Source organism: Algoriphagus sp., from assembly GCF_046296635.1.
Lineage (GTDB): Bacteria > Bacteroidota > Bacteroidia > Cytophagales > Cyclobacteriaceae > Algoriphagus.
The window spans coordinates 1-26,701 of the sequence record NZ_JBKBKZ010000027.1 but is presented as its reverse complement, the minus strand read 5'-3'; the positions used below and the strand labels follow the sequence as shown (position 1 = coordinate 26,701).

23 protein-coding genes and 1 pseudogene are annotated in these 26,701 nt (G+C 39.6%); 13 read left to right on the top strand and 11 right to left on the bottom strand.

Going from position 1 to position 26,701, the window contains the following annotated elements; translation table 11 throughout:
* Nucleotides 1–15: 15 nt before the first annotated feature.
* On the bottom strand, nt 16–1,512 hold the full coding sequence (locus tag ACK4HU_RS17200; protein WP_409808838.1) for a M28 family peptidase: 1,497 nt from the start codon (nt 1,510–1,512) through the stop codon (nt 16–18).
* A 258-nt stretch (nt 1,513–1,770) separates the two neighbouring features.
* Between ACK4HU_RS17200 and gcvP the strand changes: the two genes are divergently transcribed.
* A complete protein-coding gene (gcvP, locus tag ACK4HU_RS17195; protein WP_409808836.1) occupies nt 1,771–4,665 on the top strand; it encodes an aminomethyl-transferring glycine dehydrogenase in 2,895 nt (964 codons plus the stop codon).
* Nucleotides 4,666–4,720: 55 nt separating this feature from the next.
* Here gcvP and ACK4HU_RS17190 read toward each other — a convergent pair whose 3' ends face one another.
* The 3 genes from ACK4HU_RS17190 to ACK4HU_RS17180 all read right to left on the bottom strand — a co-directional run bounded on the left by ACK4HU_RS17190 (nt 4,721) and on the right by ACK4HU_RS17180 (nt 6,778).
* Nucleotides 4,721–5,032, bottom strand: coding sequence for a DUF3566 domain-containing protein (locus tag ACK4HU_RS17190; RefSeq protein WP_409808834.1), 312 nt, complete (start codon nt 5,030–5,032; stop codon nt 4,721–4,723).
* Between the two features lie 83 nt (nt 5,033–5,115).
* Nucleotides 5,116–5,994, bottom strand: coding sequence for a lipoyl synthase (gene lipA / locus ACK4HU_RS17185; RefSeq protein ID WP_409808832.1), 879 nt, complete (start codon nt 5,992–5,994; stop codon nt 5,116–5,118).
* A gap of 55 nt (nt 5,995–6,049) precedes the next feature.
* Nucleotides 6,050–6,778 carry a hypothetical protein gene (locus ACK4HU_RS17180; protein ID WP_409808932.1) on the bottom strand — a complete coding sequence of 243 codons (729 nt, stop codon included), beginning with the start codon at nt 6,776–6,778 and terminating at the stop codon, nt 6,050–6,052.
* A 289-nt stretch (nt 6,779–7,067) separates the two neighbouring features.
* On the opposite strand from ACK4HU_RS17180, the gene sdaAA reads away from it, so the two are divergent.
* The gene (sdaAA, locus tag ACK4HU_RS17175; protein WP_409808830.1) at nt 7,068–7,973 is read left to right on the top strand and encodes an L-serine ammonia-lyase, iron-sulfur-dependent, subunit alpha; all 906 of its coding nucleotides are present in this window, start codon (nt 7,068–7,070) and stop codon (nt 7,971–7,973) included.
* Between the two features lie 446 nt (nt 7,974–8,419).
* On the opposite strand, the gene ACK4HU_RS17170 is transcribed toward sdaAA, so the two are convergent.
* From ACK4HU_RS17170 to ACK4HU_RS17155, 4 genes are all read right to left on the bottom strand, one after another.
* On the bottom strand, nt 8,420–9,358 hold the full coding sequence (locus ACK4HU_RS17170) for a calcium/sodium antiporter (RefSeq protein WP_409808829.1): 939 nt from the start codon (nt 9,356–9,358) through the stop codon (nt 8,420–8,422).
* A gap of 6 nt (nt 9,359–9,364) precedes the next feature.
* A complete protein-coding gene (upp, locus tag ACK4HU_RS17165) occupies nt 9,365–10,006 on the bottom strand; it encodes a uracil phosphoribosyltransferase (protein WP_409808827.1) in 642 nt (213 codons plus the stop codon).
* Nucleotides 10,007–10,176: 170 nt separating this feature from the next.
* Nucleotides 10,177–11,475, bottom strand: a complete 1,299-nt coding sequence (locus ACK4HU_RS17160; RefSeq protein ID WP_409808825.1) for an OmpA family protein — start codon at nt 11,473–11,475, stop codon at nt 10,177–10,179.
* 115 nt (nt 11,476–11,590) lie between these two features.
* Nucleotides 11,591–12,871, bottom strand: coding sequence for an OmpA family protein (locus tag ACK4HU_RS17155; protein WP_409808823.1), 1,281 nt, complete (start codon nt 12,869–12,871; stop codon nt 11,591–11,593).
* Between the two features lie 171 nt (nt 12,872–13,042).
* Here ACK4HU_RS17155 and ACK4HU_RS17150 point away from each other — a divergent pair, with 171 nt between their 5' ends.
* From ACK4HU_RS17150 to ACK4HU_RS17110, 9 genes and pseudogenes are all read left to right on the top strand, one after another.
* Nucleotides 13,043–13,951: an aminopeptidase gene (locus ACK4HU_RS17150; RefSeq protein WP_409808821.1), complete on the top strand. Its 909-nt coding sequence runs from the start codon at nt 13,043–13,045 to the stop codon at nt 13,949–13,951.
* A 98-nt stretch (nt 13,952–14,049) separates the two neighbouring features.
* A pseudogene (gene hpt, locus ACK4HU_RS17145) lies at nt 14,050–14,565 on the top strand (hypoxanthine phosphoribosyltransferase); the annotation flags it as partial.
* Nucleotides 14,566–14,604: 39 nt separating this feature from the next.
* Entirely contained in the window at nt 14,605–15,177 is a 573-nt protein-coding gene (locus ACK4HU_RS17140; protein WP_409808930.1) for an adenylate kinase, read from the top strand.
* A 75-nt stretch (nt 15,178–15,252) separates the two neighbouring features.
* Entirely contained in the window at nt 15,253–16,245 is a 993-nt protein-coding gene (obgE, locus tag ACK4HU_RS17135; RefSeq protein WP_409808819.1) for a GTPase ObgE, read from the top strand.
* 77 nt (nt 16,246–16,322) lie between these two features.
* Nucleotides 16,323–16,880, top strand: coding sequence for a nucleotide exchange factor GrpE (locus ACK4HU_RS17130; protein ID WP_409808817.1), 558 nt, complete (start codon nt 16,323–16,325; stop codon nt 16,878–16,880).
* 6 nt (nt 16,881–16,886) lie between these two features.
* Complete coding sequence (dnaJ, locus tag ACK4HU_RS17125; RefSeq protein WP_409808815.1) at nt 16,887–17,993, top strand: molecular chaperone DnaJ; 1,107 nt, start codon at nt 16,887–16,889, stop codon at nt 17,991–17,993.
* Nucleotides 17,994–18,071: 78 nt separating this feature from the next.
* Nucleotides 18,072–18,956, top strand: a complete 885-nt coding sequence (locus ACK4HU_RS17120) for a hypothetical protein (RefSeq protein WP_409808814.1) — start codon at nt 18,072–18,074, stop codon at nt 18,954–18,956.
* An 8-nt stretch (nt 18,957–18,964) separates the two neighbouring features.
* The gene (locus tag ACK4HU_RS17115) at nt 18,965–19,861 is read left to right on the top strand and encodes an ABC transporter ATP-binding protein (protein WP_409808812.1); all 897 of its coding nucleotides are present in this window, start codon (nt 18,965–18,967) and stop codon (nt 19,859–19,861) included.
* On the top strand, nt 19,854–21,164 hold the full coding sequence (locus ACK4HU_RS17110; protein ID WP_409808810.1) for an ABC transporter permease: 1,311 nt from the start codon (nt 19,854–19,856) through the stop codon (nt 21,162–21,164). Before ACK4HU_RS17115 ends, ACK4HU_RS17110 begins: the two co-directional genes overlap by 8 nt.
* Before the next feature lie 40 nt (nt 21,165–21,204).
* Here the strand turns inward: ACK4HU_RS17110 and ACK4HU_RS17105 are convergent, their stop codons facing one another.
* Nucleotides 21,205–21,675 carry a Dps family protein gene (locus ACK4HU_RS17105; protein WP_409808808.1) on the bottom strand — a complete coding sequence of 157 codons (471 nt, stop codon included), beginning with the start codon at nt 21,673–21,675 and terminating at the stop codon, nt 21,205–21,207.
* Nucleotides 21,676–21,813: 138 nt separating this feature from the next.
* On the opposite strand from ACK4HU_RS17105, the gene ACK4HU_RS17100 reads away from it, so the two are divergent.
* Together ACK4HU_RS17100 and ACK4HU_RS17095 are read left to right on the top strand one after the other, a co-directional pair.
* Nucleotides 21,814–23,049, top strand: a complete 1,236-nt coding sequence (locus tag ACK4HU_RS17100; protein ID WP_409808806.1) for a sensor histidine kinase — start codon at nt 21,814–21,816, stop codon at nt 23,047–23,049.
* Between the two features lie 185 nt (nt 23,050–23,234).
* Nucleotides 23,235–24,815, top strand: a complete 1,581-nt coding sequence (locus ACK4HU_RS17095) for a peptide chain release factor 3 (RefSeq protein WP_409808804.1) — start codon at nt 23,235–23,237, stop codon at nt 24,813–24,815.
* A 305-nt stretch (nt 24,816–25,120) separates the two neighbouring features.
* On the opposite strand, the gene ACK4HU_RS17090 is transcribed toward ACK4HU_RS17095, so the two are convergent.
* Nucleotides 25,121–26,308: a DUF4221 family protein gene (locus ACK4HU_RS17090; protein WP_409808802.1), complete on the bottom strand. Its 1,188-nt coding sequence runs from the start codon at nt 26,306–26,308 to the stop codon at nt 25,121–25,123.
* Nucleotides 26,309–26,372: 64 nt separating this feature from the next.
* Nucleotides 26,373–26,579 (bottom strand): hypothetical protein, encoded by a 207-nt coding sequence (locus ACK4HU_RS17085; protein WP_409808800.1) that lies wholly within the window; start codon nt 26,577–26,579, stop codon nt 26,373–26,375.
* Nucleotides 26,580–26,701: the final 122 nt, after the last annotated feature.

Below are 26,701 nucleotides of genomic sequence, written 5' to 3'. Positions count from 1 at the left end.
TCGGGACCATTTTTATTATCTGTCAGTTCTGGTATTTGTTCCATCCACTGGAGTTCGTTGCTCTCTGTTGGCAAGATCCCAAGCAGTATGGAAGATTAACTGTGCACGCTTGGTCATCAGTGGGAACTCGATTTTATCCACCGTGTCTGAGACTTGGTGATAATCATCATGCACTCCGTTGAAGAAGAAGATCACCGGAATGTCATGCTTTGCGAAGTTGTAGTGATCCGATCTGTAGTAAAATCTGTTTGGATCATCTTCCGCGTCATAGCGGTAATCTAGGATCAGGTTAGTGTAGGTGATATTGTTGTATTCGTTGATTACCTTCAGATGAGAAGAAAGCATCTCCGAACCGATCACATACACATAGTCTTTATTTTCTTCTTTTTGGTATTCGTAGTCAATACGGCCTACCATGTCAATATTGATATTATTGACCGTGTTTGCCAATGGAAATATTGGGCTTTCCGCATAATATGCAGATCCTAAAAGGCCTTTTTCCTCGCCAGTTACATTCAGGAAAAGAATACTTCTTCTTGGCTTAATTCCGTCTTTGGCAGCCATTGCAAAAGCCTCAGCAATTTCCATTACAGAAACGGTTCCCGATCCGTCATCATCCGCACCGTTGAAAACCTCACCAGTTGAGCTCACACCTACGTGGTCATAATGAGAAGAAATCACTAATACTTCTTCTTTCTTATCTGTTCCTTCCAAATAGCCCATCACGTTCACTGCATCTACCGGAGTTTTGGTTTTCACTACTTGGTAAGTTGCTTTTTGCGAAGCAATTTTCTCAGGAGAAGACTTTGCAGCTTCTTTTAAAGTCTCCAAAGGAGTGCCGAAAAGCTGAGCCATTTTATCCGAACTGACCATAAAGATTGGACGTTGATCAGTTTCTCTATCAAAGTCAATTCGGCCTCTTCCGGCCAAAGTCTTGGAACGATTGGCGATTCGGTCGAAATTTGCTTGGCCTTCCATTGTTACGATAACGATTCCAGCAGCTCCTGCATCCATCACTTTGGTGACCAGATCATTGCTTCGCACGCCTACAGCCCAGAGGCCAACAAGTTTACCTTTTACGTCTACTTTAGCTAGATTTTCGTCAGTGACCAAGCCTAAGAAAACGAGCTCAGACTTGGCTGCCTTTGCCATATTTCCATCTCCAGAGAAGACGAAATCCTGATTTTCCACAAGTTTAGACTTGCCAATTTGTAACGTGACCTTACTGAAGTTTGCACTCACCAAGGGGACACTTTGGAAATAACTTCCGTCTACTGGAGCTGACAAACCGATTTTTTTGTAAAAATCCGCCAAATATTGTGCGGCAACTTTCCCGGTTTCAGATCCTGTGTCTCGTCCTTGCATCTCGTCTGAGGCAAGATAGGTGAGGTGTTTTGTCAGGTCTTCTACGCTAATTGTATTTGCGTATTTGACTTGAGCTGGAGTTTGTGCAAGGGTAGGGAAAGCCAAACCCAAAGCTATTGCTCCACCAAGTATCAATCCTTTGTTCATAAGTTTATAATTATTTTTTTGCCATTCAGAATTTCGATTTGTGACGCAATGGTCATGCACGAATTCATATAGTTTTAACTTTAGGTTGCTAAACTAGACAAAAATTTAACCCTTGGAAAAACCGTTTGTCAAGAACCGGTGTTTAGTAGTAAATTATTCTTCATCCGCAACCCCTTTTCCTCTAAGAAATAGTACCTTTGCGCTCGTAAAAACAGGATGATTTCAAACCCAAATACTTTACAATTCTAAGCGTTCTTTATGCAGATCAATCTTTCTAATGCTGTCAAATTTGAGAGCAGACACAATGGCCCGACCGAGGCGGAAATCGCAGAGATGTTGGAGAAAATCGGGGCTTCTTCCTTAGAGGAATTAATCAACCAAACCGTACCAGAATCGATTCAACTAGAGCGCCCACTCAATCTTCCTGCGGCACAGTTGGAGTCCGAATTCCTCAAAAACTTCAAAAAGCTCGCTTCCAAAAACAAAGTATTCAAGTCTTATATCGGCTTAGGTTACTATGATACATTGGTGCCAAATGTAGTTTTGAGAAATGTTCTGGAGAATCCGGGATGGTATACTGCTTACACTCCTTACCAAGCGGAAATTGCGCAAGGAAGATTGGAAGCTTTGATCAACTTCCAAACTGTGGTGATGGAATTGACGGGTATGGAACTGGCAAATGCATCCCTTTTGGACGAAGGAACAGCTTCAGCTGAGGCGATGACTATGCTTCATGCAGTGAAGCCGAGAGAAAAAAAGAATGCGAATAAATATTTTGTCGACGAGAAAGTATTCCCGCAAACAAAGGCGCTATTAGTTACCAGAGCAGAACCGATTGGTATCGAGCTTGTTTTCGGACCAATTTCAGCGTTGGATTTGACCGATCCGGAGTTGTACGGTGTGATGTTCCAATATCCAAATATGGATGGGGAAGTCGTCGATTATTCAGCAATTGTTGCTTCTGCAAAAGACAATAAAGTCTTGACCGCATTTGCCTCAGACCTTTTGGCATTGACGCTTTTGACTTCTCCCGGAGAGATGGGCGCAGACGTAGTGGTTGGTTCCGCCCAGCGATTTGGAGTGCCAATGGGATATGGCGGACCGCATTCAGCATTTTTTGCTACTAAAGATGAGTTCAAGCGACAGATTCCTGGACGAATTATAGGTGTATCCATCGATCGCGCTGGTAACAAAGCGTACAGAATGGCGCTGCAGACAAGAGAGCAGCACATTAAAAGAGAAAAAGCAACTTCGAATATTTGCACTGCACAGGTTCTTTTGGCAGTAATGTCAAACTTCTATGCAGTATATCACGGTCCAAAAGGACTGAAAAACATTGCATTGAGAACTCACGGCTTGGCTAAATTGACGGCAAAAGCTTTAACAGAACTTGGATTTGAAGTTTCCGGAAAGGAATTTTTCGATACACTGAAAGTTTCGGTTGATTCAGCTGCGCAAGCGAAAATCAAAGAATTGGCTGAGGAATCTAAAATTAACTTCAGATTCGGAGAAGGAACCATTTTCATTGCTTTCGACGAGGCAAAGACATTGGAGGATGCGACTGAGGTGATTTCTCTTTTCGCTAACGCAAAAGGAGAATCGATTCCTGATGTGGCTATTCTTTCAGAAAATCTTTCTCTGGAATTGCCTGAGTCATTAATCAGAAAATCTGAATACCTGACTCATCCGGTATTCAACAATTACCATAGCGAGCACGAAATGCTTCGCTATATCAAAAAATTGGAAAGTAAGGATCTTTCACTCGTTCATTCGATGATTTCATTGGGCTCATGTACGATGAAATTGAATGCTACTGCTGAAATGATACCAGTGACTTGGCCTGAGTTTGGTCAATTGCACCCATTTGCACCGATTGATCAGACCGAAGGATACCAAGAGCTTTTTGAAAATCTACGAACTTGGTTGACCGAAATTACAGGATTTGCAGATACATCTTTACAGCCAAATTCAGGTGCTCAAGGTGAATATGCAGGACTTATGGTCATCAGAGCTTATCACATCAACCGAGGTGAAGGACACAGAAATGTAGCCTTGATCCCAACTTCGGCGCACGGCACGAATCCAGCTTCGGCTGTAATGGCGGGAATGAAAGTTGTTTTGGTTAAATGTGACGAAAAAGGCAATATCGATATCGATGATCTGAAATCAAAAGCTACTGAACACAAGGATGATCTTTCCTGCTTGATGGTAACTTATCCATCTACTCATGGTGTGTTTGAGGAAGCAATTCAGGAAATCTGCGCTACCATTCATCAATACGGTGGTCAAGTTTACATGGACGGTGCAAATATGAATGCTCAAGTCGGCTTGACATCTCCTGGCCGAATAGGGGCTGATGTTTGTCACCTCAATTTGCACAAGACATTCTGTATTCCTCACGGTGGAGGTGGACCGGGTATGGGGCCAATTTGTGTAGCTAGTCATTTGGCACCTTTCCTTCCTGGCAATCCATTAGTGAAAACAGGTGGAGATCAGGCTGTTTCTTCCATTTCTTCTGCACCATACGGAAGTGCTAGTATTTTGCCCATTTCATACGCCTATATTGCTATGATGGGTCCAGATGGATTGACCAACGCAACGAAAATGGCGATCCTTAACGCCAATTATATCAAAGAAAGATTGAGTGGACATTATCCAATTCTTTACACTGGATCTAAAGGACGAGCTGCACACGAGATGATCGTTGATTGCAGGTCATTCAAGGAAGTAGGAGTAGAGGTGGAGGATATTGCCAAGCGATTGATGGACTATGGTTATCATGCGCCTACTGTATCTTTCCCTGTTGCTGGAACTTTGATGATCGAGCCTACTGAATCTGAGACTAAAGCTGAATTGGATAAGTTCTGTGATGCTTTACTTTCTATTCGTGAAGAAATCCGAGAAATCGAAGAAGGAAAAGCAGACCGAGTTGAGAACGTATTGAAAAATGCACCGCACACTGCCATTATGGTATTGAGTGGAGAATGGACGATGCCATATTCAAGAGAAAAAGCCGTTTTCCCAATTTCATACGTGAAAGAAGGTAAGTTCTGGCCAACAGTAAGAAGAATCGATTCTGCTTACGGTGACCGAAACTTGGTTTGTAGCTGTATTCCTGTTGAGGAGTACGTAACCGAGACTGAATTGGCTTAAGCAAGAAAAACTTTTAATAATGAGAAAGGGGCTGCAATTTCGGCCCCTTTCTCATTTAATCAGCTGGGTAAGGATTTGATTCAGAGAGTTCAATTTCCAGACCACCAAATTTTTTTGCTACAAAATTGTAAATGATGGCCCCCAATGCTCCTATTATAAAACCGAGAATTCCATATACGATTGGAATTAGAATAAGAATGAATATTCCTAATCCTGCTCCCATCATTGGAATCTCTTCACTTGCAAATGTTCCAATGAAACTGAAAATCAAGGCATAAATTATCCCGATGAATATTCCCAATAGCCCTAAAGTGAGGCCATAAACTTTGGCTGCTGAGCCTACTCCGATTTTTTTGATTACTTGCATGAAGCTGGTATTAAAAGTTAGAACTAAAAAATAGGCAAAAAAAAAGCACGTCCCAAAACGTGCTCTTATTTTTTTCTTTTATTTTAAACATTAACATGCCGTTCTGCATGATAAGATGACCTTACCAAGGGTCCGGATTCAACATATTTCAATCCTCTTTTTAATCCCTCTTCGCGGTACTGCGCAAAAAGATCTGGATGAATGAATTCAGCTACCTCGATGTGCATTTTTGTAGGCTGAAGGTATTGGCCTAAGGTCAGAATATCGCAGCCATTGGCCACAAGATCATCCATAGCTTTATGGACCTCCTCTTGAGTTTCACCCAAACCGAGCATGATTCCAGTTTTGGTTCGTTTGCCAAATTCCTTGGTCAGTTTGATTTGCTCAAGTGATCGCTCATATTTTGCCTGAGGCCGTACTCTTCGATATAGACTTCCGACAGTTTCCATGTTGTGAGACACAACTTCTTGTCCGCCGCTGATCATTCGATACAGCGCATCCCAATTTGATTTCACATCCGGAATAAGCGTTTCAATGGTTGTCGCTGGAGAAAGTTCTTTGGTCTGAACTACTGTCTGATACCAGATTTCAGCTCCTTTATCTTTGAGCTCATCTCTATTTACAGAGGTAAGTACGGCGTGTTTTACTCCCATCAACTTGATAGCTTCAGCCACTCTTCGAGGCTCATCGGTGTCGTATTCAGGTGGTCTTCCAGTAGCTACAGCACAGAAAGAACAGGATCTGGTACATACATTTCCCAAAATCATGAAAGTAGCTGTTCCCGCACCCCAACATTCTCCCATGTTAGGACAATTTCCACTTTCGCAGATGGTATGAAGTTTATGTTCGTCGACTAGCTTACGGACTTTAGCGTATTCTTTTCCGATAGGGAGCTTCACACGAAGCCAATCTGGCTTTTTACGTCGAGTTGCTTCTTCGGAAATTACAGGTAATTCAATCATTACTATCAAGTTTGATACAAAGGTAATTCAGAGAGCTACAAAAAACCAGTGAGGTTTATTTTCGGAATCCGTAGAAGAAAGTGAAATAGGCTGACTGAAAAATCTGATTGTTTTCAGCGGTGGGAATTAGTGGGATTTCTTTATTGTAACCTTCCAGCATATAACCGACTTCCAATCCAGTAGCACTACTTCTGAAGACACCAAATTCAAACATTAACGCAGCTTTCAAAGTCGCACCTATAGCTATTTCTGATTTTCCTATTCCCTCAAAAAGTCCTCCGGACCCCAAGATGTTACTCCTGCTTTGATGTATTTCCGAATTGTATTGTTCTTTTACCGTTTGGACTCGACTAACGGCATATTCAATATAATAAGGTGCAATTATTCCTATTGTTGGTCCTGCCGCAGCTAGTGCACTTACTTGTACACCTTGATTTGGAGCTTTTTTAAACAGAATAATTTCTCGGCCATAGTGTGGACGAATCGCATAAAGGTAATTGGACTTTCCGAAAATATAGCTGTTACCTAAAACAGTGGTATATCTGGCTTCCTTAGGGTTTTTTACATTTGAAAGTTCAATTCCCCAGAATGAAAACTGACTATCATCTATTCTCGTTCCGGCTTTGAAAACTATACCTCCAATAAGTCCACCATTGGTGTTCTTGTTAACGCCAAAAAAATATTCTCTGTCATATTCATAATTACCTACATCATCTCTTTGAGAAAAAGATTCAAAGTAGACAAAAAAGAAAAGTACGGGTAATAATAATTTCAGCTTGCTCATTAGAAATGGAAGAAAATATTGCTCAATTTTTGAGTTCATGTATTTAACTGAATTTTAAAAGTAAGAGTTTATGATCACTATAAAAAGTTTGATTTTGAAGAAATTGAGGCTAAATGGGATTGACTTGCATCTGATTAATCTAGTTTAGATGAAAAGCCAAACGGAGATTTAAAAATACTTTGTATACTTATTCTACGGTTTCCAGAGTCTACTTTTGATTGTGGATTTTAACCTAAATTCGAAACATATTCTATGTTGAGTTCCTGTCAAGATTTTAAACCCAAATGTCATGTGTTATCTTTTTGAAAGTTTTAAAGGCTGGAAAGCTTATTGTGAAAGCCAAAACGTCAGCTTAGTTCAATCAGTCATTGAGTATGAGATCGAACAGAAAAATTCTTCTGAAGAAAAAATTTGGGCTGGTCTTCAGCATGCGTATTCCGTGATGAAAGATGCTGTCAGCACAGGACTGGTAGAAGAAATGACTTCTAGGTCTGGGATGATTAACAATGGAGCAAAAAAGGTCTATAATTATCCGCTTGCAGTACTATCTCCCGAATTTCAAAAGTTAATATCTCGGGCTCTCGCTGCAAAAGAAGTTAATTCCTGTATGGGAAGAGTAGTAGCAGCACCTACAGCCGGAGCTTCAGGGATTTTACCAGGTACATTAGTGACTTTACAAGAAATCCATAATTTACCTGATTCAAAAATATTAGAAGGGCTCTTAGTAGGAGCAGGCATTGCGTTAATTATAGAAGAAAAGGCGAGTTTGGCGGGAGCTGTAGGAGGCTGTCAAGCAGAAACAGGTTCAGCTGCAGCAATGGCCGCTGGGGGGATTGTTTATTGTCTTGATGGCACAATAGATCAAGTTTTCAATGCCGTAGCCATTACTATTCAATGTATGCTTGGATTGGTTTGCGATCCGGTGGCAGGGCTGGTAGAGGTGCCCTGCGTAGTGCGAAACGCAAGTGCAGCAGCGATTGCTTTCAGTTCAGCTCAGATAGCATTGGCTAATGTCAATGCCGTAATCCCCGTGGATGAATGTATCGAAGCGATGGGTGAAATAGGCGCTTCTATGGAAAGTAGATATAAAGAAACAGCATTAGGGGGGCTAGCGGCTACTTTAACGGGTCAAGAAATTTCCAATCGGGTGTTGATTCAGGATATAGAAATCTTGCCGGATGAAAATTTACCCTAGTAAACGATCAAAAAATGGAATTCGTAGAATCTGCTCAATGGTAAGGCTAAAAATTGCAGACCAAAGTATAGCGCTCCATAACATATGAAAGTAAATTCTTCCCTTTTTGGTCCCAAATGAAACCAATATCAAAGTGCCTCCAATTGGCGTAAGAAAAATAGGAGTGGCTAATGCAATCCCTATTTCGCCATACTTTTTCCATAATGTCACTATTGATCTTGACCTTTTACTGAAAACGACGCCTTTCCTTTTAATACGAAGTGCTAATATTTTTTTGATCCTTGTGCCCAAGAGAGTGAATATAAAAACACTGGTCATCATACCTGAGACGCTGACCAGCATTATTTTCCAAAAACCATAACCCGCAGCAGAGCCTAATACTGGGCCTGCTATAAATTTGAAAAGGCAAAGGAAATAAATACCAAAGAAAGTGATCAGTGATTCGCTCATAGGAGAAAATACAAATATGCGAAATAGCTCAAAAGAAGTATTGTTCCCTCCGCTTTTGAAATTTGCATTTTTGTTTTCATCAAAGGAAAAAGGAGCAAAGAGATTCCAATCATCCAAAGGTAATCAGACTGAATAAAGGCTTCTGAAATTTCAATGGGGCTTATTATCGCTGTAATTCCAATTATCGATAAGATGTTCATGATATTACTTCCCAGTATATTTCCCAGTGCGAGGTCAGTTCTCTTGGATAATGCGGCAATGATTGAAGTAATAAGTTCGGGGAGACTCGTGCCAATGGCAACAATGGTAACTCCTATGACACGTTCCGAAATCCCAAATTCTCGTGATATTAAAACGGCATTGGTCACTAATAGCTCTGACCCAAAATATAAGCCGATGATCCCGATGATTAGGAAACCAATCGAAACAGCCCATCCATAAGTTTTGACATGATTAAATTCCTCAACGACGGATTCTTTTTCTTTATTTAATTCTTTACCCAGATTTCTAAAAAGGTAAGCATTGAAAGCAATCATTCCGGAAAATAGAATTATACCCTCCCAAAATGAAATAAAAAGGTCAAGGCTTAGAAAGTAAAAAAATAGGGTAAAAAGAATCATTGCGGCATAGTCAAACCTGATATGACTTCGGCGAATCACAATAGGATAGAAAAGACCACTCAGACCCAAGACGAGAGCCAAGTTGGAAATATTGGACCCTACCACATTCCCGATTGAGATGTCACTATTACCTTTCAAAGCTGCATTTACACTGACTAGGAGCTCAGGCGCAGAAGTACCAAATGCTACAACAGTTAAGCCAATTAGCCCAGCGCTCATTCCCAGCTTTAAGGCAATTGAGGAAGCTCCATCGACCAAAAATTTACCTCCAATAAGTAAAATGACTAAACCTAGTCCAAGAAAAAAATAGACCATATTTTCTTAAAGTTTTTCTCCAAAAGCCAAATCTCCAGCATCCCCTAACCCAGGGACAATAAAGGATTGATCATTCAAAGATTGGTCCAAAGCGCCTATCCAGATTTTATGAGGAGTTTTGAGATGTTCATTGATATACTTTATTCCTTCGGGAGATGCAATGATTGCTGCTATATGGATGATTTCAGGCAAGCCATGTGTTAAAATGCTTTCTATTGATCTAACAATGGATTTCCCAGTTGCCAGCATAGGGTCAGCCAATATTATTGTTTTCCCTTCCACATTAGGACTAGCATGATAGTCCAAGTTTATCTTGACATCTCTTTCACCTTCTTCCCGGAATGCACCAATAAATCCGCTTTCCGCTTTGTCGAAAAAATTCAAAAATCCCTGATAAAATGGAAGCGAGGCCCTTAAAACCGAATATACGACAGGATTGACAGATGGAATTCTGACTGAAGTTTTCGCTAATGGAGTTTGAATACCCAGTTCTTTGTATGGAAAAGATTTAGAAATTTCATAGGCTAGAATTTCCCCCAGACGCTCAAGGTTTTTGCGGAATCGCAACCTATCATTTTGAACAGTAACATCTCTAAGTTCGGCAAGGAATTGATTTCCGATTGAGTCATTATTTTCTAAAATAAACATAATGTAAGCTAAGAAGAAAAATTTCAGGTGCTTGTAACAGAACCAAAAGATAGCAATCTTTTTATGGATGTCGGACCTTCTGCTAAAAGGGATTTTACAGTTCAAATTCGATCTTCATCAAAAAAAAGCCCGACCAATTGATCGGGCTTTCAATAATTTTTATTGAAGATTTACTTCACTTCAAAGCTTGCTCTTCTTGCAAGTTGTCTTGCATCGGCAGAAGTTTTATCAACTGAAGTATCTTCTCCGTATCCTTTATATGTTAATCTTGAAACATTAACTCCTGAAGAAATCAATAGGTCGTAAACAGCTTTTGCTCTTCTTTCAGAAAGTTTCATGTTGTAATCTTCTGGACCTATTTCATCTGCAAATCCTTTTATCTCCATACTAACACCTGGATTTCTTTTCATGAAGTTTGACACATATTGTGCAGCACTTACAGAATATCCAAGAGGCTTGGAGCTGTCAAAAGCATAGTAAACATTGACATAACCATCATTGATAGCTTTCTTCAGATAATCAACTTCTGCAACAGTTTCAACTAAAGGAGGACATCCATTTGTAGAAGCTGGACCAGGCTGGAAAGGACATTTGTCCAAATGATCAGGAATTCCATCACCATCGGAGTCAAGAGTATTTCCAAAAGAGTCAACTCTAGCTCCTGCCGGAGTGCTTGGTTCTTTATCTAAATAATCAGGAATACCATCACCGTCAGAATCTTTCAGCATATCATTAATGCCATTGATTTGAGTAGCTAGTTGTTCTTTAGTAACGTATTTGTCGGGTGCGATATACCAGTCAGCGTGTTTTTCATAGTTCCCTACATAGAAGCTTAACCCTAGTGTTCCAGTCCACCAAGTTCCTGTTGCATGTATATATGGAGGTCCTGGAGGAATAGGCTGAAAGGGAGCATTGTATAAATTTCCATCCAAAGTGAATGTTTGTCTTCCATTCACATTGAAACCTATGTTTCCAGTTAATGAAATTTTTTCATTAATCCTATAAAGTGCTGAAACACCCGTGGTTGCTAAATAATAGTATTCTGGTATTGCAAAACTATAAACCGCTGGTTCATTAAAATCTATATTGCCAACTCCACCTCCCAAAAAGCCTAAAATAGTCAGCCTTTCCTCCAAAAAATGAAAATTTAATAATCTTCCAAGGTTGACCACACCTGATGTGGTAAAAACTAAATAGTCACTTGAAAAAATTGGACTTTTTCCTTTGATCTCTGAGAAGTTCCCAATTCCTAAATTACCCTTTAGTCCGAAAAATTCATTGAACATGTATCTTGATCCAATCTCAAAATGTCCAACATTTAAGGTAGGGGAGTAATATCCCGGCGAAAGAGGCCCCATTGCTTTGTTAAAACCTCCATTAACTTCAAGAGACCATTTGTTATAGTCGCTTTGTGCATGGGTATTCAAACATGCTGCAGTAAGCAACAATAGGATGAAGCAATTTTTCATGAATTAAAATAGGGTGATTACTTGTGCAAACTAGAATCAAAAAATGGGCAATAACAATTTTTCGAAAAAAAAAAGGCCCAGTTTTTAGCTGGGCCAAGTAAAATTTGAATATTTTTTATTTCACTTCAAAGCTTGCTCTTCTTGCAAGTTGTCTCGCATCGGCAGAAGACTTGTCAACCGAAGTATCTTCTCCGTATCCTTTGTAAGTTAATCTTGAAGCATCAACTCCTGAAGATAAGAGTAAGTCGTAAACCGCTTTTGCTCTTCTTTCAGAAAGTTTCATGTTATAATCTTCAGGTCCTAATTCGTCAGCGTAACCTTTTATTTCCATTTTTACACCTGGATTTCTTTTCATGAAGTTTGACACATATTGTGCAGCACTTACAGAATATCCAAGTGGCTTGGAACTGTCAAAAGCATAGTACACGTTGACATAACCATCATTGATAGCTTTTTTCAAATAATCAACTTCGGCAACAGTCTCAACGGCAGGAGGACACCCATTTGTGGAAGCTGGTCCTGGCTGGAATGGACATTTATCCAAATGATCTGGAACACCATCACCATCAGAATCAAGAGTATTTCCAAAAGAATCAACTCTAGCCCCAGCTGGAGTACTTGGTTCTTTATCCAAATAATCAGGAACACCATCGCCATCAGAGTCCTTCAACATGTCTTTAATACCATTTATTTGAGTTGCAAGCTCCTCTTTGGTGGCATATTTGTCAGCTGCAATATACCAGTCTGCGTGCTGGTCAGATTTACCTAGGTAGATGTTCAACCCAAGCGTACCTGTCCACCAAGTACCATTTGCACCGAAGAAGCCATTGCTAATATCAGGGCGAATAGCAGTTTCACCATCAAATGTTACAGTCTGGCGTCCATTGAGAATAGTAGAGATGTCACCAACCAAAGCAATTCTTTCACTTAATTTAACCTGAGGAGTCAGGCCAAAAATCAATGTATAGACATTGTCTTTAAAATCGTTAAATCTGTTTTCTTGAGGTGAAACCATACCAATGCCAGCTCCACCGTGAAGCAATAATCCAAATGATCTTGAGAAAGATTCAAAGTTCATCACACGTCCAATGTTGGCCACGCCTTGAAGATTGAGTCTATTGTATTTGGTATCAAAAGAAGGACTTTCACCTTTTACCTCCTTAAATGATCCAAACCCATAATCGAGTTTTGCACCAAATTTTTCATTAAACATGTAACGTACACCGAAATCTACGTGACCAATATTTAATGTAGGGGATAAAAAGCCTCCAGTTAGAGGAGCCATAGATTTGTTAAAACCTCCGGTTGCTTCTAGGGACCATTTGTTGAATTCCTGGGCGTTAGCATTTAGAGCTAAGGCACCAGCCATAAGGGATGAGAGTATAAATTTTTTCATGACAAAAAATTTTTGTTCAAATTTTAAGTGATTGATAGATGTGATTACAAATTTATAAACTTTTAATTTACTGCAAATCTAGATGAATTATTTAAATCGCCATCGCTAATTTGAAAATTAAAGGAACTTTTACAATAGTACTAAAATTATGTTAACACATTCAATGCCAAAATGAAATTTTTATTTGAATTATTGTCGAAACTAAGTGTTTCAGGTGATGAATCTGAAATTTCAAAATTCCTGCTTTCAAATATCCTGGAACGAAGTAAGAGTTGGAAGGTTCAGCCTGAAATTTATTTTGGCGAAGAATTTCATGATTGTTTGCTATTGAAATTTGGGATTCCAAAAACCGCAGTATTTGCACATCTAGATACAATTGGATTCATGACTCGATATCAAAACCAACTCATTGCTATAGGATCACCTGAAGTTGAACAAGGAATGGTATTAACCGGAAAAGACGGAATGGGCGATGTCATTTGTAAAATTATTGGAGACGATGAATCTTATTTTCATGACTTTCCCAGAGGAATTGAATCGGGTACTAGATTATCTTTTGCTCAAAATATTAGAATTGATGACAACTTTATTCAAGCTGCTTATTTAGATAATAGACTTGGTATTTATAACGCGCTTAAATTGTGCGAAACCCTTGAAAATGGGTGGGTTGTGTTTACTACCTATGAAGAACATGGAGGAGGAAGCATGCCTTTTTTACTTAGGTTTATTCAAGAAAATGCACCGATACGTCAAGCATTAATTTCTGATATTACTTGGATCACTGACGGGGTCGAACACCATAAGGGAGTGGTGATTTCAATCAGGGATAAATTTATTCCAAGGAAAGTTTTTATAGACAAGGTACTTCGTCTTGCAGAAAAAAGCAGAATTCCTTTTCAGGTGGAAGTGGAGGCCTATGGTGGTAGTGACGGGCGTGAAATTCAGTTTTCTCCCTATGCTATTGATTGGTGTTTTATTGGTGCTGCCGAAGATTATGTCCATTCGCCAAATGAGAAAGTTTCATTGAGGGACTTAGATTCAATGATCAAGATGTACCAGTTTCTAATGAAGGAACTTTAAATTGATAAGATGGATGCGTTCATTTCGCAAGCGAAATACTGAGGAATGAAAATTTTTAGTACCAGATTTCATTTGGCTTCCAAAAAAAATAAAACAAGATGAAAAGAATACAAATTAAGGATTTGATTTTTGAATTGTTTCTAAGCGAAAAAGATATCAAGGATCGATTGACTGTATTGGCAAGTGAAATTTCTGCTGATTTTAGCGGTCAAGATTTACTCCTGATAGGAGTCTTAAATGGATCATTTATTGTTATGGCTGATTTAGTGAGGGAGATTGATCTTCCGGTTAGTTGTGAATTTTTGAAAATATCCTCTTATTCAGGTACCCAGACTACAGGTATAGTAAAGTCCGTAATAGGACTTCCGACAGATTTAAAAGGAAAAAACGTATTGATTGTTGAAGATATTGTAGATACAGGAATTAGCATGAATTACCTGCTTTCTGAGCTTTCAAAGCAGAATCCCAAACGTTTGGCTGTCGCAACGCTTTTATTTAAGCGGACTGCATTTCAGTTTAATTATACATTGGATTATGTGGGTTTTGAAATTCCCAATAAATTTGTCGTTGGCTTTGGCCTTGATTATGATGGATTGGGACGGAATCTTCCTGATCTATATCAACTTAGTACATCTATAAAAACGACTTCTAAAATGCTGAATGTAGTGCTGTTTGGTCCTCCGGGTGCGGGTAAAGGCACCCAAAGCGAGAAGATTATTGAAAAGTTTGAACTAACACACCTCTCAACCGGAGATCTGTTTCGGAAACATTTAGGTGAAGGAACTGATCTAGGCAAGCTGGCTAAAAAATACATGGATGAAGGTCACCTAGTTCCGGATCAAGTAGTGATCAGCATGGTGGAAGATAAAATTAACAATACTAGTGGAAGCAAGGGTTTTATTTTTGATGGATTTCCCAGAACTACAGCGCAGGCAGAAGCATTGGATAAAATGCTGAAAAATCATGGAATGGCTATCTCTGGGATGATTGCTTTGGATGTCCCTCACGATGTTCTCAAAGAGAGAATAAAAGAGCGAGGAAAAACTTCCAATCGAGCTGACGATCAAAACGAAGAAAAAATCAATACCAGAATCAAAGTTTATCTGGACGAGACCCTTCCTGTAGCAAAATACTATGAGGAGCAAGGCAAATTCAAGAAGATCAATGGTGTAGGTGAAATTGAGGAGATCTTTAATCAGATATCCGTGGTAATTGATAGCTATTGATTCCCAGTTAATTATTAATTTTGCAATATAAAGACTTGGCTAAGCTTTCGGGCTTAGCCTTTTTCATTCTAAGAAATGGCAGATTCCAACTTCATTGATTACGTAAAATTCTGTTCTAGGTCGGGTGCTGGTGGAGCTGGTTCGGTCCACTTCCGCAGAGAAAAGCACGTTCCTAAAGGAGGTCCAGATGGCGGAGATGGTGGTCGAGGTGGTCATATTATTCTCCGTGGTAATTCACAGCATTGGACACTTCTACACTTGAAATACAAGAAGCACGTAATTGCAGATTCAGGCAAAGGTGGTGAAGGTGGAAAACGAACAGGTGCAGACGGAAAAGATATCATTCTTGATGTTCCATTAGGAACTGTTGCCAAAGACGCTGAGACAGGTGAAAAAAGATTTGAAATCACTGAAGATGGGCAAAAAGTTATTTTGACGGCAGGTGGTAGAGGAGGATTGGGAAATGATCACTTCAAAACCGCAACCAATCAAGCTCCCCATTTTGCGCAAACAGGTGAACCTGGAATCGAAGAATGGATTGTTTTGGAGCTGAAGCTTTTGGCCGATGTGGGTTTGGTAGGTTTTCCCAATGCTGGTAAATCAACCTTGCTCTCTTCTATCTCTGCAGCTAGACCTGAGATCGGGGATTATCCATTCACGACCTTGGTTCCTAATCTTGGAGTGGTAAGCTACCGCGATGACAAATCATTTGTGATGGCAGATATTCCTGGAATAATCGAAGGTGCAGCTGAAGGAAAAGGCCTTGGTATTCGATTTTTGAGGCATATCGAACGGAATTCGATTTTGCTTTTTATGATTCCGTCCGATGCGACAAGTATTGAGGATCAATACCGAATTTTGCTTGGAGAGTTGGGAAAATATAATCCAGAGCTCCTTGATAAAAAACGACTCCTTGCCATTTCTAAAGCCGATATGCTTGATACTGATTTGATGAAGGAGATGGAAGCTGAAGTACCCAAGGATCTTCCTTACGTTTTTATATCCTCAGTCAGTCAATTTAACCTTGATAAGCTTAAAGACCTGATCTGGCAGGCAATCCACTCCTAACCAATGTCACTTTGTCAGAAAAATCGAACTGGCAGAAACATTGATATTTGTAATCTCACCAACTATTGGCTATTTCTATGAAAAATAAAGAACAATTGGATCAAGACGTGAATCAACCAACTGATGACCAACTCGTGGAAGAAACTACCCAAATCGAGACCGAGGTCAATTTTGATGCTGAAATTGAAGAGTCTAAACTTGAAGCAGAAATTGCTGATCTGAAAGATAAATACCTGAGACTTTACTCTGATTTCGAAAATTTCCGAAAAAGAACCGCGAAGGAGCGAATTGATTTGATCAAAACGGCCTCAGAGGACGTCCTCAGAGACTTGATTCCAGTTGTTGACGATTTTGAACGAGCTACAAAAGCATCTGAAAACGAAACCGACCTTGTTAAAATCAGAGAAGGCAACCAATTGATATTCCATAAACTTGTCAGAATCTTGGAGACAAAAGGACTGAAAGTAATGGAGGATCTTACAGGAAAACCATTCAATCCGGACACCCAAGAGGCAATCACCCAAATCCCGTCACCTTCTGAGGAAATGAAAGGGATGGTTATGGATGTGGTCGAAAAGGGTTACACTTTGGGCGAAAAGGTCGTCCGATATGCTAAAGTGGTAACAGGATCTTAATTAATTATGGCAAAGAGAGACTATTACGAAGTACTTGGGGTTACTAAATCCGCTAGTGCCGACGAGATAAAAAAGGCTTACCGAAAGCTAGCGATTCAATATCACCCTGATAAGAATCCAGACAATCCTGAAGCAGAAGATAAATTCAAAGAAGCAGCAGAAGCCTACGAAGTGCTAAGCAATGCCGATAAAAAAGCAAGATACGATCAGTTTGGTCATCAAGGTCTTGGTGGAAATGGGGGTTATGGTGGAGCAGGAATGAATATGGAAGACATTTTCTCCCAATTCGGTGACATCTTTGGAGGTGGCGGAGGATTCGGATCCTTCTTTGGTGGGAGTGGAGGCAGACGAACAAAAAAAGGCACCAACCTCAGAGTAAAGCTCAAACTTAACTTGCAAGAGATTGCAAATGGAGTTGAGAAAAAAATTAAAGTCAAAAGACACGTCGTTGCCGCCGGAGTTTCTTTTAAATCCTGCGGTACCTGTCAAGGTTCTGGGCAGGTAAAGAAGGTAGTAAATACGATGTTGGGTCAAATGGTATCTGCGAGTACATGCGCAGTATGTGGAGGTAGTGGACAAATAGTTGACAAAAAACCCGCTGAAGCAGATTCACGTGGCCTTATAATTAAGGAGGAAGTGATTTCAATTAATATTCCCGGTGGTGTGGGTGAAGGAATGCAACTTAGCATGTCGGGCAAAGGAAATGAAATACCTGGTGGAATTCCTGGCGACTTGTTGATTGTAATTGAAGAATCGGAGGATAATCTACTTCAACGAGAAGGAAATAATGTGATCTATGATTTGCATGTGTCCTTTATAGATGCCGCACTGGGTGCTTCTTTGGAAGTGCCGACTATCGACGGTAAAGTGAAAATTAAAATAGATCCCGGGACTCAGAGCGGAAAAATGCTGCGGCTGAAAGGAAAAGGGATAAAGGATATTAATGGGTACCATAGAGGCGATCAACTGATCATGGTCAATGTCTGGACACCAACTGAGCTTTCAAAAGAAGAGAAAAACACACTAGAGGCGTTGAGAAGCTCTGAAAACTTCAAACCGGACCCTGGCAAACAAGACAAATCATTCTTCGATAAAATGAAGGAGTTTTTCTAAAATTTTTAAAGCTGGAAGCGATTCCGGCTTTTTTTATAATTTTAAAACCTTTTCAATCGACCGGCGTAACCTATCCGTATGCTAAAAAAACTGTGTCTGCTAGTAGTTTGGATCATGGTAATGGCCATTCCGGGTCGAGCACAATTTGTGAAAGAGTATAAGGTTTCGGAAAGGAAGGGCTTTGAAATGGTCCACCTTTATTTTTCTACCTATAAAAGTTCTACACAGCTTAAGCGAGTAATAACCCAAGACCCAGTTTATGTCCACGGGCATTTACTTAAATCAAATATTTTACCAGATTTCAATTACTCTGTTAAAGATGATGTCCTTGACGTTAAGTTAGTCCATAAAAATGTGGAGTCTGACAATCTCGGGAAAAGCATCACTTCCAAACTTTTTTCTGACAATACAAATTTCGATCACTCTTGGGACGTCAGTCTCGGATCCAATTTTTTGTATAATCTTGATTTTAATTTAGGTATGGGGAAGGCTAATTTCGATCTTTCACAAATTCCTGTTTCACAGCTAAAAATTAAAAGTGCCAGCTCGGATGTGATGATTCACTATGGCACAAACGTTCCGAATCAAGTCGAAATGGATACACTTTTAGTCACCTTAAATATGGGGACCGTAGAGGTCAAGAATGCCAATTTCACCAATGCCAGGATTGTAATTCTGGAAGTAGGTTATGGCAAAATAGATTTAAACTATAGCGATGGATTGGCGAGTTCAAGTCAGGTGATCGCAGCGGTCAGTGGAGGTAATATTTACCTTAGACTTCCTCCGGATTCCCATCCTGTTAAGATAAGTATGAAAAAAAATGCAATGTGTCGGACGGTTTTTCCAAAATACCTTAAGTCCATTGATAAAGACACCTATGTAACTAAAGGATATAAGCCCTCAGACCCAAGGTTATTAGAATTGATTTTGGATGTGGGTGTAGGTTCAATCACCGTTGAATAACTACCATTATGCTTCAAATTTCAAAATTAAATAAGTCCTACGAAAACCACCGTGCCCTTACTGATATAGAACTTTTTGTCCCCAAGGGTGTGATTTTTGGATTGTTGGGGCCCAACGGAGCAGGTAAGACCACACTCATCCGGATAGTGAATCAGATCATTGAGCAAGACAGTGGTGAGGTAGAATTAGATGGTCAAAAGCTATCCCCTGAAGACATTCGGAAAATTGGATATTTGCCTGAGGAGCGGGGACTTTACAAAAAGATGAAGGTTTGGGACCAGCTAATTTATTTTTCCAGACTTAAGGGATTGAGTGAAAGCGAGGCAAAAATCCAGATAAAAAATTGGTTAGAAAAACTCGATATAGCTTCTTGGAGAGACAAAAAAATCGAGGACCTTTCTAAGGGAATGGCCCAAAAAATTCAGTTCATTTCCACAGTCGTACATCGACCTACTCTATTAATTTTGGATGAACCTTTCTCAGGTTTTGATCCGGTGAATGCTGAAATTATCAAAAACGAAATTTTAGAATTAAAAGGAAAAGGAACCACTGTGATCCTCAGCACTCATAGAATGGAGTCAGTTGAGTTACTATGTGATCATGTCGCCATGATCAATAAGTCCAGAAAAATCCTTGACGGCACAATTCGGGAGATAAAGCGAAGTTTTAGGCCAGAAGTATTTCAAATCGGCTTGAGTCAACTCAAAAGAGACTTACCAAGTGAGTGGATTCCTAAACTATCAGAGGATCAATGGGAGTTTACACTTCCTCTGTCCGGGAAAACCCCAAATCAACTATTATCAGAAATGATGGATTTTGGAGAGATAATGACATTTAGGGAGCAAATCCCAAGTATTGAGGAGATTTTTATTCACCAAGTACAAGCCGCTACTGCAAATGAATAAGATTTTACTGGTCATTCAACGCGAGTATTTGGCTCGTGTCAAAAAGAAATCTTTTCTGATTGCAACACTACTTACTCCACTCATATTCCCTGCCATCATGGGGATATTCGTGTGGATAGCGATGGAAGAAAAGGGGAGTCAATCGCTTCGAATTATTGAAGTGATTGACGAGACAGATCTTTTTTTTATGGAAAGTTCAGAACAGTATGCATTTACCTCTTCGGTGAAGGATCTGGAATCTGCTAAAAAAATGGTACTCGATGGAGAGCGGTATGGTTTTTTATACATTCCAAAAATTGATTTGAAAAGTCCTAAAGGTATCCAGTTTTATGGTCTGGAAAATCCAAGCATTAGCCTGATGGGTTATTTGGAAAGTGCATTGAAACGAAAAATTGAAGATCAAAAGCTGTATGAACAAGGGATTGACCCTAAAATTTTAAAGGAAGTTCGTACTACAGTCTCCGTCCAATCAATCACCTTAGGTGAAGCTGGTGAAGAAAAAATCAACGATGCCACTGTTAATTATGCCTTGGGATTTGTTACGGGCATTTTGATTTACATTTTCATTTTTGTTTATGGAAATCAAATTATGCAAGGTGTTATAGAGGAGAAATCAACCCGTATTGTTGAGATCCTTGTTTCTTCACTGAAACCTTTTCAGCTTATGATGGGGAAAATTGTCGGAATCGGCGCAGTCGGATTGACTCAATTTTTGATATGGGTTGTATTGATTGGAGCCTTATCATCTTTAGTAATCGGCGTACTTGGAATGCAAATGCCTCAGCAACAAGCGATGGAAATGGCCAATCCTGAATTGTCTCAGATGACTCCAGATTCCGGTGAGCTTGCCAATATGCTCCAAGTGATCGGAGGAATTAATTTTGTTACACTTGTGGGAAGTTTCATTGTGTATTTCATTGGCGGCTACCTGTTATATGGAGCATTGTTCGCTGCTATTGGTTCAGCTGTTGACTCTCCTTCTGATGCACAGCAATTTATGCTGCCTGTAACTATTCCGTTGATCGTTGCATACATGGGGCTATTTGTTTTCGTACTTCAAGACCCAACGAGTACAGTATCTTTTTGGCTTTCTGTAGTTCCCCTGACCTCGCCAATTGCCATGATGGGAAGAATAAGTTATGGTGTTCCATTTTGGGAATTGGCCTTATCCATTGCACTTTTGATTGGAGGGTTCCTCTTTACTACTTGGCTTGCGGGCAAAATTTATCGGATTGGTATCCTGATGCACGGTACCAAACCATCATATAAGGTCCTGTGGAAATGGATCAAAAGCAGCCAATAAAAAAATCCCGATCATTTATAACTGGTCGGGATTTTAAAATTTACTTCAGATAGGCTGATAGCATCCACACTACCTTTTCTTTTTCGGTAATGTAATCGCTCATCAGAGAAGCCGTTCCTTCATCCACGTGTTCATTTGCAGCTTCGAGGGATTTTCTTTCCAGAGTTAATAGATCATTCAGGTTTTCCCGAATAATTTCCACCATTTTCTTGGCATCACTTACCTCCTTGGCTTCTTGGATCCCCGAGTTCTCAATGTATTCTCCATAGGATGAAAAAGGTCTTGCCCCTAATGTCAGAATTCGCTCAGCAACACTATCTACATTGACATTTGCCACCGTGTAGAGCTCTTCAAACTTCGCATGAAGTTCAAAGAAATTTGGCCCTGAAACGTTCCAATGAAAGTTTCTTAAGTTTTGATAATAAATTTGATAATTGGCAAGGAGCTCATTCAGCATTTTTACCAGAGTTTTGGATTCTTTAATTTCTAATCCGATGTCATTTGTCTTCATATTATTCGCTATTTTTTCCAAATTGATACACATTACTTAACGTGAAATGTCTGTTAAGGGTCACTGATAAAATCTATTACCCACTTATACTTTCAATGAAGGTAGAGAGTTAATGCTCTTGAAACCTCTTTAAACTGAATGAAAACAAGATTCCAAGATCTCACATCAATAGATTTCTATAAGAACAAGAGACAAGTCAAATGGTTGGTTTTTTTTGTATCTATTATGATTGGCTCGGGATCCATTTGGTATACCAGTTTACTGGTTGAGGAATTGCGCGAGCGAGAAAACCGACAAATCCAGCTCCTTTCAGCTGCCTTGGAATATGCTGCCACAACCTCTGAAAATCTCACTTTTATCAACCAAGAGATTATTCAGCAGAATTATTCCATTCCTATCATTATGGTCGATTCTCAAGGAGAACCAATAGAGTTTAGGAATATCAAATTCAAAAACAATTCAGGGAGGCAAGATTCCTTAAGAACACTGGATCGAGAGCTTTTAGTAATGCAGGAAGTATATGAGCCAATCTATTTGCAGGAGGCTGACATCAGAGTTTTCTATCGTAATTCGGAGCTTTTGACTAATCTCAAATATTACCCTTACGTGCAACTGGCGGTAATTTTGGTCTTTGGCTTATTGGCTTTTGCTCTTTTTAATCAAAGCAAGATTTCAGAGCAAAATCGAGTGTGGGCAGGATTGACAAAGGAAACAGCTCATCAACTTGGAACCCCAATTGCCTCGCTAATGGCTTGGATTGATTACTTGAGAAATTCTCCTGTCTGGGAAGAAAACCGGGAGATTATTCAGGAAATGGATAAGGATGTGGTGAAGCTCCGAATGGTCACGGAGCGATTTAGCAGTATTGGGAGTAAGCCACAGATTCAGCCTGAAAATCTTTACCAAGTCATCGAGGAGACGATCACCTATCTTCGTCCGCGGATTTCTACAAAAGTAGAAATGAATATAAATTCCGACACCAAAGACTTGGACGCGATGATGAATAAGCCGCTTTTCGAATGGGTAATTGAAAACATCTGCAAAAATGGTGTGGATGCGATGAGGGGAAAGGGCACATTAACGATTGATATCCTTCAGGACAGTGACAAATATGTCATCGTAGATATAAGCGATACAGGAAAAGGTATCGAAAAGAAAAATTTCCGTAAAGTATTTAATCCCGGATTTTCTACCAGGCAGCGTGGCTGGGGCTTGGGACTGACTCTGGCAAAACGAATCGTGGAAGGATACCACGGTGGGAGGATTTTTGTGAAAAACTCAGAAGTCGGAAAAGGAACAACTTTTAGAATTATGCTTTTGGGAAATTTGGAGGATGCTTCTCAGTTTATTACGGAGGGGATTCTAGAGTATTGATATATACGATTTTTGAATTACGATTTACGACCTTTTGAAGAACCTCACTCCTTAATTCCAAAAATTCAGGTTTTAAAAAAATGATTGAAGTTCGGATGGACGTCGTAAATCAAAAATCTGAAGTCGTAATTAAAAATGCCCAAAAGGCATTTTTAATTACCTTTGCCCTCTGAAATTCATTTCCCATGACGTTGAAAGAAGAGATCCAGAAGAGAAGAACTTTTGCAATTATTGCCCACCCCGATGCCGGAAAAACTACCCTGACCGAGAAATTGCTACTTTTTGGAGGTGCAATCCAAACGGCCGGCGCAGTCAAATCAAACAAAATTGACACAGCAACCAAGTCTGACTGGATGGAAATCGAGAAGCAACGAGGAATTTCTGTGGCGACTTCCGTGATGGGCTTCGAATACAAAGACATCAAAATCAACTTGCTCGATACGCCAGGTCACCAAGATTTTGCTGAGGATACCTACCGTACCCTGACCGCTGTGGATTCGGTGATCATGGTCATCGACTGCGTCAAAGGCGTCGAGATTCAGACAGAAAAGCTGATGGAAGTCTGTCGCATGCGAAATACGCCCGTGATCTGCTTTATCAACAAACTGGATCGGGAAGGACGTGATCCGTATGACTTGCTCGATGAAGTAGAGACGAAGTTGGGAATCAGTGTGAGGCCCCTTTCCTGGCCAATTGGTATGGGTAAAGGATTCAAAGGAGTCTACAATCTCTATGATCAGCAGCTTAATCTTTTTACTCCTTCTCAGCGAAAGCTAAGTGATGATCGTCAAATGTTTCAAGATCTTAATGATCCAGAATTGGATGGATTGATCGGGCCCGCGAATGCCAAACAACTTCGGGAAGATGTGGACTTGATCGAGGGGGTTTATCCTGATTTTGATGTGAATGAATACTTGGAAGGTAAAATTGCTCCGGTATTTTTTGGTTCGGCAGTGAATAATTTCGGAGTGAATGAAATGCTCGACACCTTTATCAAAATCGCTCCGGCACCAAAAAGTCGTGAAACAGATATCCGGGAAGTAATGCCTGAAGAGTCTAAGTTCTCTGGCTTTGTGTTTAAAATCCACGCAAACATGGACCCGAATCACCGAAACAGAATTGCATTTTTACGAATCTGTGCGGGGAAATTTGAGCGAAATAAGCCATACAATCATGTTCATGGGCCTAAGCCACTTCGATTTTCCAATGTGACTCAGTTTATGGCGCAGGACAAGGAAATCATCGATGAGGCTTTTCCCGGTGACATTGTTGGACTTTACGATACCGGAAATCTAAAGATTGGTGATACACTCACAGATGGAGAAAACATGGTTTTTACCGGAATCCCGAGCTTTTCACCGGAGATTTTCCGTGAAGTGGTGAACAAAGACGCAATGAAAACCAAGCAGTTGGAGAAAGGTCTCAAGCAGTTGATGGAAGAAGGCGTTGCGCAGCTTTTTACATTCGATATTGGCTCAAGAAAAGTAGTCGGGACAGTTGGTCAACTTCAGTTTGAAGTAATTCAATTCCGACTCAAGAATGAATATAACGCCACGGCAGAATTTCATCCGATGAATCTCTATAAGGCATGCTGGATCAGCAGCAAAGACAAAAAGCAATTGGATGAATTTGTACGATCCAAGAACCGCTACATCGCGCGGGACAAGGATGATAAACTGGTCTTTATGGCTGAATCAAAGTCCTGGCTGCAAATGGTGCAGGACAATTATCCGGATATAGAGTTTCACTTTACTTCGGAGTTTTAAATGGGGCAACCCTCCAAGAATTTCAAACTCTTGGAGGGTTTGTTTTTTTTCTATCCTGCTTCTCCTCCGATTGCTATCGGAGCTGGACCTATTTCAATCAAGTTGCTTTATGAGAAGAATTATAGATTTGAAAACTGGAAAAACACGGAATCTGATTCCAGATTTGGCCAAAAAAAATATAGAAGGAAATCTTAGATTAATTGTATTCAAAAGCTCTAAAAGAACTTCATTACCGAGGTAAAATCAGGGCTTTAAAATAGGCCCTGACAATTATCCGGATATCAAGTTTCAGTTTACTTTTAAGTTTATCTTGATAAGGGAGCAAAGATTTCAAATTGGATTATATCTTCATCCTGTTCATAAATATCCTTTCTAAAGAAATTTAAACCTTCACTTGTAAGGAAAATTGTGGACGGATCGTAGATTTTTGTAGAAAAAAGGTTTTCGCCGATTTTCTTAAAGTTCTCGTCCATTATTATAATTGAAAAGGAGAATTCTTTATCTCCTTGAAGAACTTTTTCTTTGGATGGTCTGATTAATGCTAATCGATAATAAACATTTCGATTTTTATCAAAAATTATTCCTCTGTATTCGGAGGTTGAAAATGAATGAATGTTTTCTTTCTCATCTCTTTCCTTAGGATTTCTCGAGAGGAAAAAGGCAGGATCAGATTCATATGGTAAAATTTCCGCTATAAATTCAGAACCAATAAAATGTTTGTCCTCAACGCCAGATTTTAAATTTTTTGTATAAATAAAGTGATCTACCGGATAACTTAAAACTAGTTGATGATTAATGTGGTCTATGGTCATGCTGGGATCATATTTAAAATAAGCTCCCCAAAATGCAGCGCTATAAATTGAAGGTAAAGTTGCTAGGTATTTTACTTTACCATCTTTGATGTTTAATGAGAGAAGACTAGGATAACCGCTGAAATCCTCCTCATAATTTTTAAGGGCACAGGTCAAAAAAAGTTGGCCTTCCAAAAAGTGAATTGGACTCAATGTCATGCTATTGGGGACAGGAATATTGCTAGGATCTGAATAGTCTGTAATTTTAAATTTATTTAAAACTTTTCCATTCCTATCTAATAAAAAAATCGGACTTGTTTGTCTATTGTAAACAAAAATTGAATCCTCATTATGGAAATAATGGGCAGAGGAATAGCCAATATTTCCCACTCCATTTGGCCCTTCTTGGTCTAACTTTATTTCACTTATTTTTTCTCCGGATTTGTAATTAAATATTTCGATGGTCTGATTATCAGAATTTAAAAAACTAACGATCTCTTCCTCAGTCTTGTAAGTTGCGGAAATTGAATTGGTAATAAATCGAGTTTTTTTGTCTAATTTGAAAATAGCATTGCCGACAGGTTTTAAATCAACTTTTCTTTCAAAAAGGGTTGAATTTTCTTGTTGGAAGAAAGGGTTGAATTGTTGTTGTTGCGAACAAGAAAACAAAACAATTAAAATTATAAATACTGAGTTTCTCACGATTATCCGAGTTGATTTTTTATAAAAGTGCCCCGGATGAACGGGGCTTTGGATTTGAAGGAGTTTAAGGAGCAATAATAGGAGGTTCTGGGTCTTGGACTACAATTAAAGAACCGCTGCAAGCTGGTCCAGATCCACCATCGAAATAGCAAATGTCACCATCTCCCCAAGGAGATGTTCTGCACACTCCGCCATTTTGTTGTGCACTTAATGAAACAGCACATACACGCTGCATCCGACCGGCTTGTGCTAAACTAAATGATAGAATCATAAAGGTCAACGCTAACAAAGTTTTTCTCATTTTGATAAAGAATTTATTGGTTAAAAAATCCCTTTCCGTGGGCGGATTTCGGTTTCCCTGATCACTTGGCCAAAATGATCACTAGCAATGTA

Excerpts from the sequence above, each read along its gene's own strand:
- lipA (WP_409808832.1), bottom strand. The coding sequence starts at position 5,994 with ATGATTGAATTACCTGTAATTTCCGAAGAAGCAACTCGACGTAAAAAG.
- ACK4HU_RS17190 (WP_409808834.1), bottom strand. The coding sequence starts at position 5,032 with ATGCAAGTAATCAAAAAAATCGGAGTAGGCTCAGCAGCCAAAGTTTAT.
- upp (WP_409808827.1), bottom strand. The coding sequence starts at position 10,006 with ATGTTTATTTTAGAAAATAATGACTCAATCGGAAATCAATTCCTTGCC.
- ACK4HU_RS17155 (WP_409808823.1), bottom strand. The coding sequence starts at position 12,871 with ATGAAAAAATTTATACTCTCATCCCTTATGGCTGGTGCCTTAGCTCTA.
- ACK4HU_RS17140 (WP_409808930.1), top strand. The coding sequence starts at position 14,605 with ATGCTGAATGTAGTGCTGTTTGGTCCTCCGGGTGCGGGTAAAGGCACC.
- ACK4HU_RS17095 (WP_409808804.1), top strand. The coding sequence starts at position 23,235 with ATGACGTTGAAAGAAGAGATCCAGAAGAGAAGAACTTTTGCAATTATT.
- dnaJ (WP_409808815.1), top strand. The coding sequence starts at position 16,887 with ATGGCAAAGAGAGACTATTACGAAGTACTTGGGGTTACTAAATCCGCT.
- sdaAA (WP_409808830.1), top strand. The coding sequence starts at position 7,068 with ATGTGTTATCTTTTTGAAAGTTTTAAAGGCTGGAAAGCTTATTGTGAA.
- ACK4HU_RS17160 (WP_409808825.1), bottom strand. The coding sequence starts at position 11,475 with ATGAAAAATTGCTTCATCCTATTGTTGCTTACTGCAGCATGTTTGAAT.
- ACK4HU_RS17150 (WP_409808821.1), top strand. The coding sequence starts at position 13,043 with ATGAAATTTTTATTTGAATTATTGTCGAAACTAAGTGTTTCAGGTGAT.
- ACK4HU_RS17115 (WP_409808812.1), top strand. The coding sequence starts at position 18,965 with ATGCTTCAAATTTCAAAATTAAATAAGTCCTACGAAAACCACCGTGCC.
- ACK4HU_RS17130 (WP_409808817.1), top strand. The coding sequence starts at position 16,323 with ATGAAAAATAAAGAACAATTGGATCAAGACGTGAATCAACCAACTGAT.
- obgE (WP_409808819.1), top strand. The coding sequence starts at position 15,253 with ATGGCAGATTCCAACTTCATTGATTACGTAAAATTCTGTTCTAGGTCG.
- ACK4HU_RS17110 (WP_409808810.1), top strand. The coding sequence starts at position 19,854 with ATGAATAAGATTTTACTGGTCATTCAACGCGAGTATTTGGCTCGTGTC.
- ACK4HU_RS17085 (WP_409808800.1), bottom strand. The coding sequence starts at position 26,579 with ATGATTCTATCATTTAGTTTAGCACAAGCCGGTCGGATGCAGCGTGTA.
- ACK4HU_RS17200 (WP_409808838.1), bottom strand. The coding sequence starts at position 1,512 with ATGAACAAAGGATTGATACTTGGTGGAGCAATAGCTTTGGGTTTGGCT.
- ACK4HU_RS17170 (WP_409808829.1), bottom strand. The coding sequence starts at position 9,358 with ATGGTCTATTTTTTTCTTGGACTAGGTTTAGTCATTTTACTTATTGGA.
- ACK4HU_RS17180 (WP_409808932.1), bottom strand. The coding sequence starts at position 6,778 with ATGAGCAAGCTGAAATTATTATTACCCGTACTTTTCTTTTTTGTCTAC.
- ACK4HU_RS17105 (WP_409808808.1), bottom strand. The coding sequence starts at position 21,675 with ATGAAGACAAATGACATCGGATTAGAAATTAAAGAATCCAAAACTCTG.
- ACK4HU_RS17100 (WP_409808806.1), top strand. The coding sequence starts at position 21,814 with ATGAAAACAAGATTCCAAGATCTCACATCAATAGATTTCTATAAGAAC.
- ACK4HU_RS17120 (WP_409808814.1), top strand. The coding sequence starts at position 18,072 with ATGCTAAAAAAACTGTGTCTGCTAGTAGTTTGGATCATGGTAATGGCC.
- gcvP (WP_409808836.1), top strand. The coding sequence starts at position 1,771 with ATGCAGATCAATCTTTCTAATGCTGTCAAATTTGAGAGCAGACACAAT.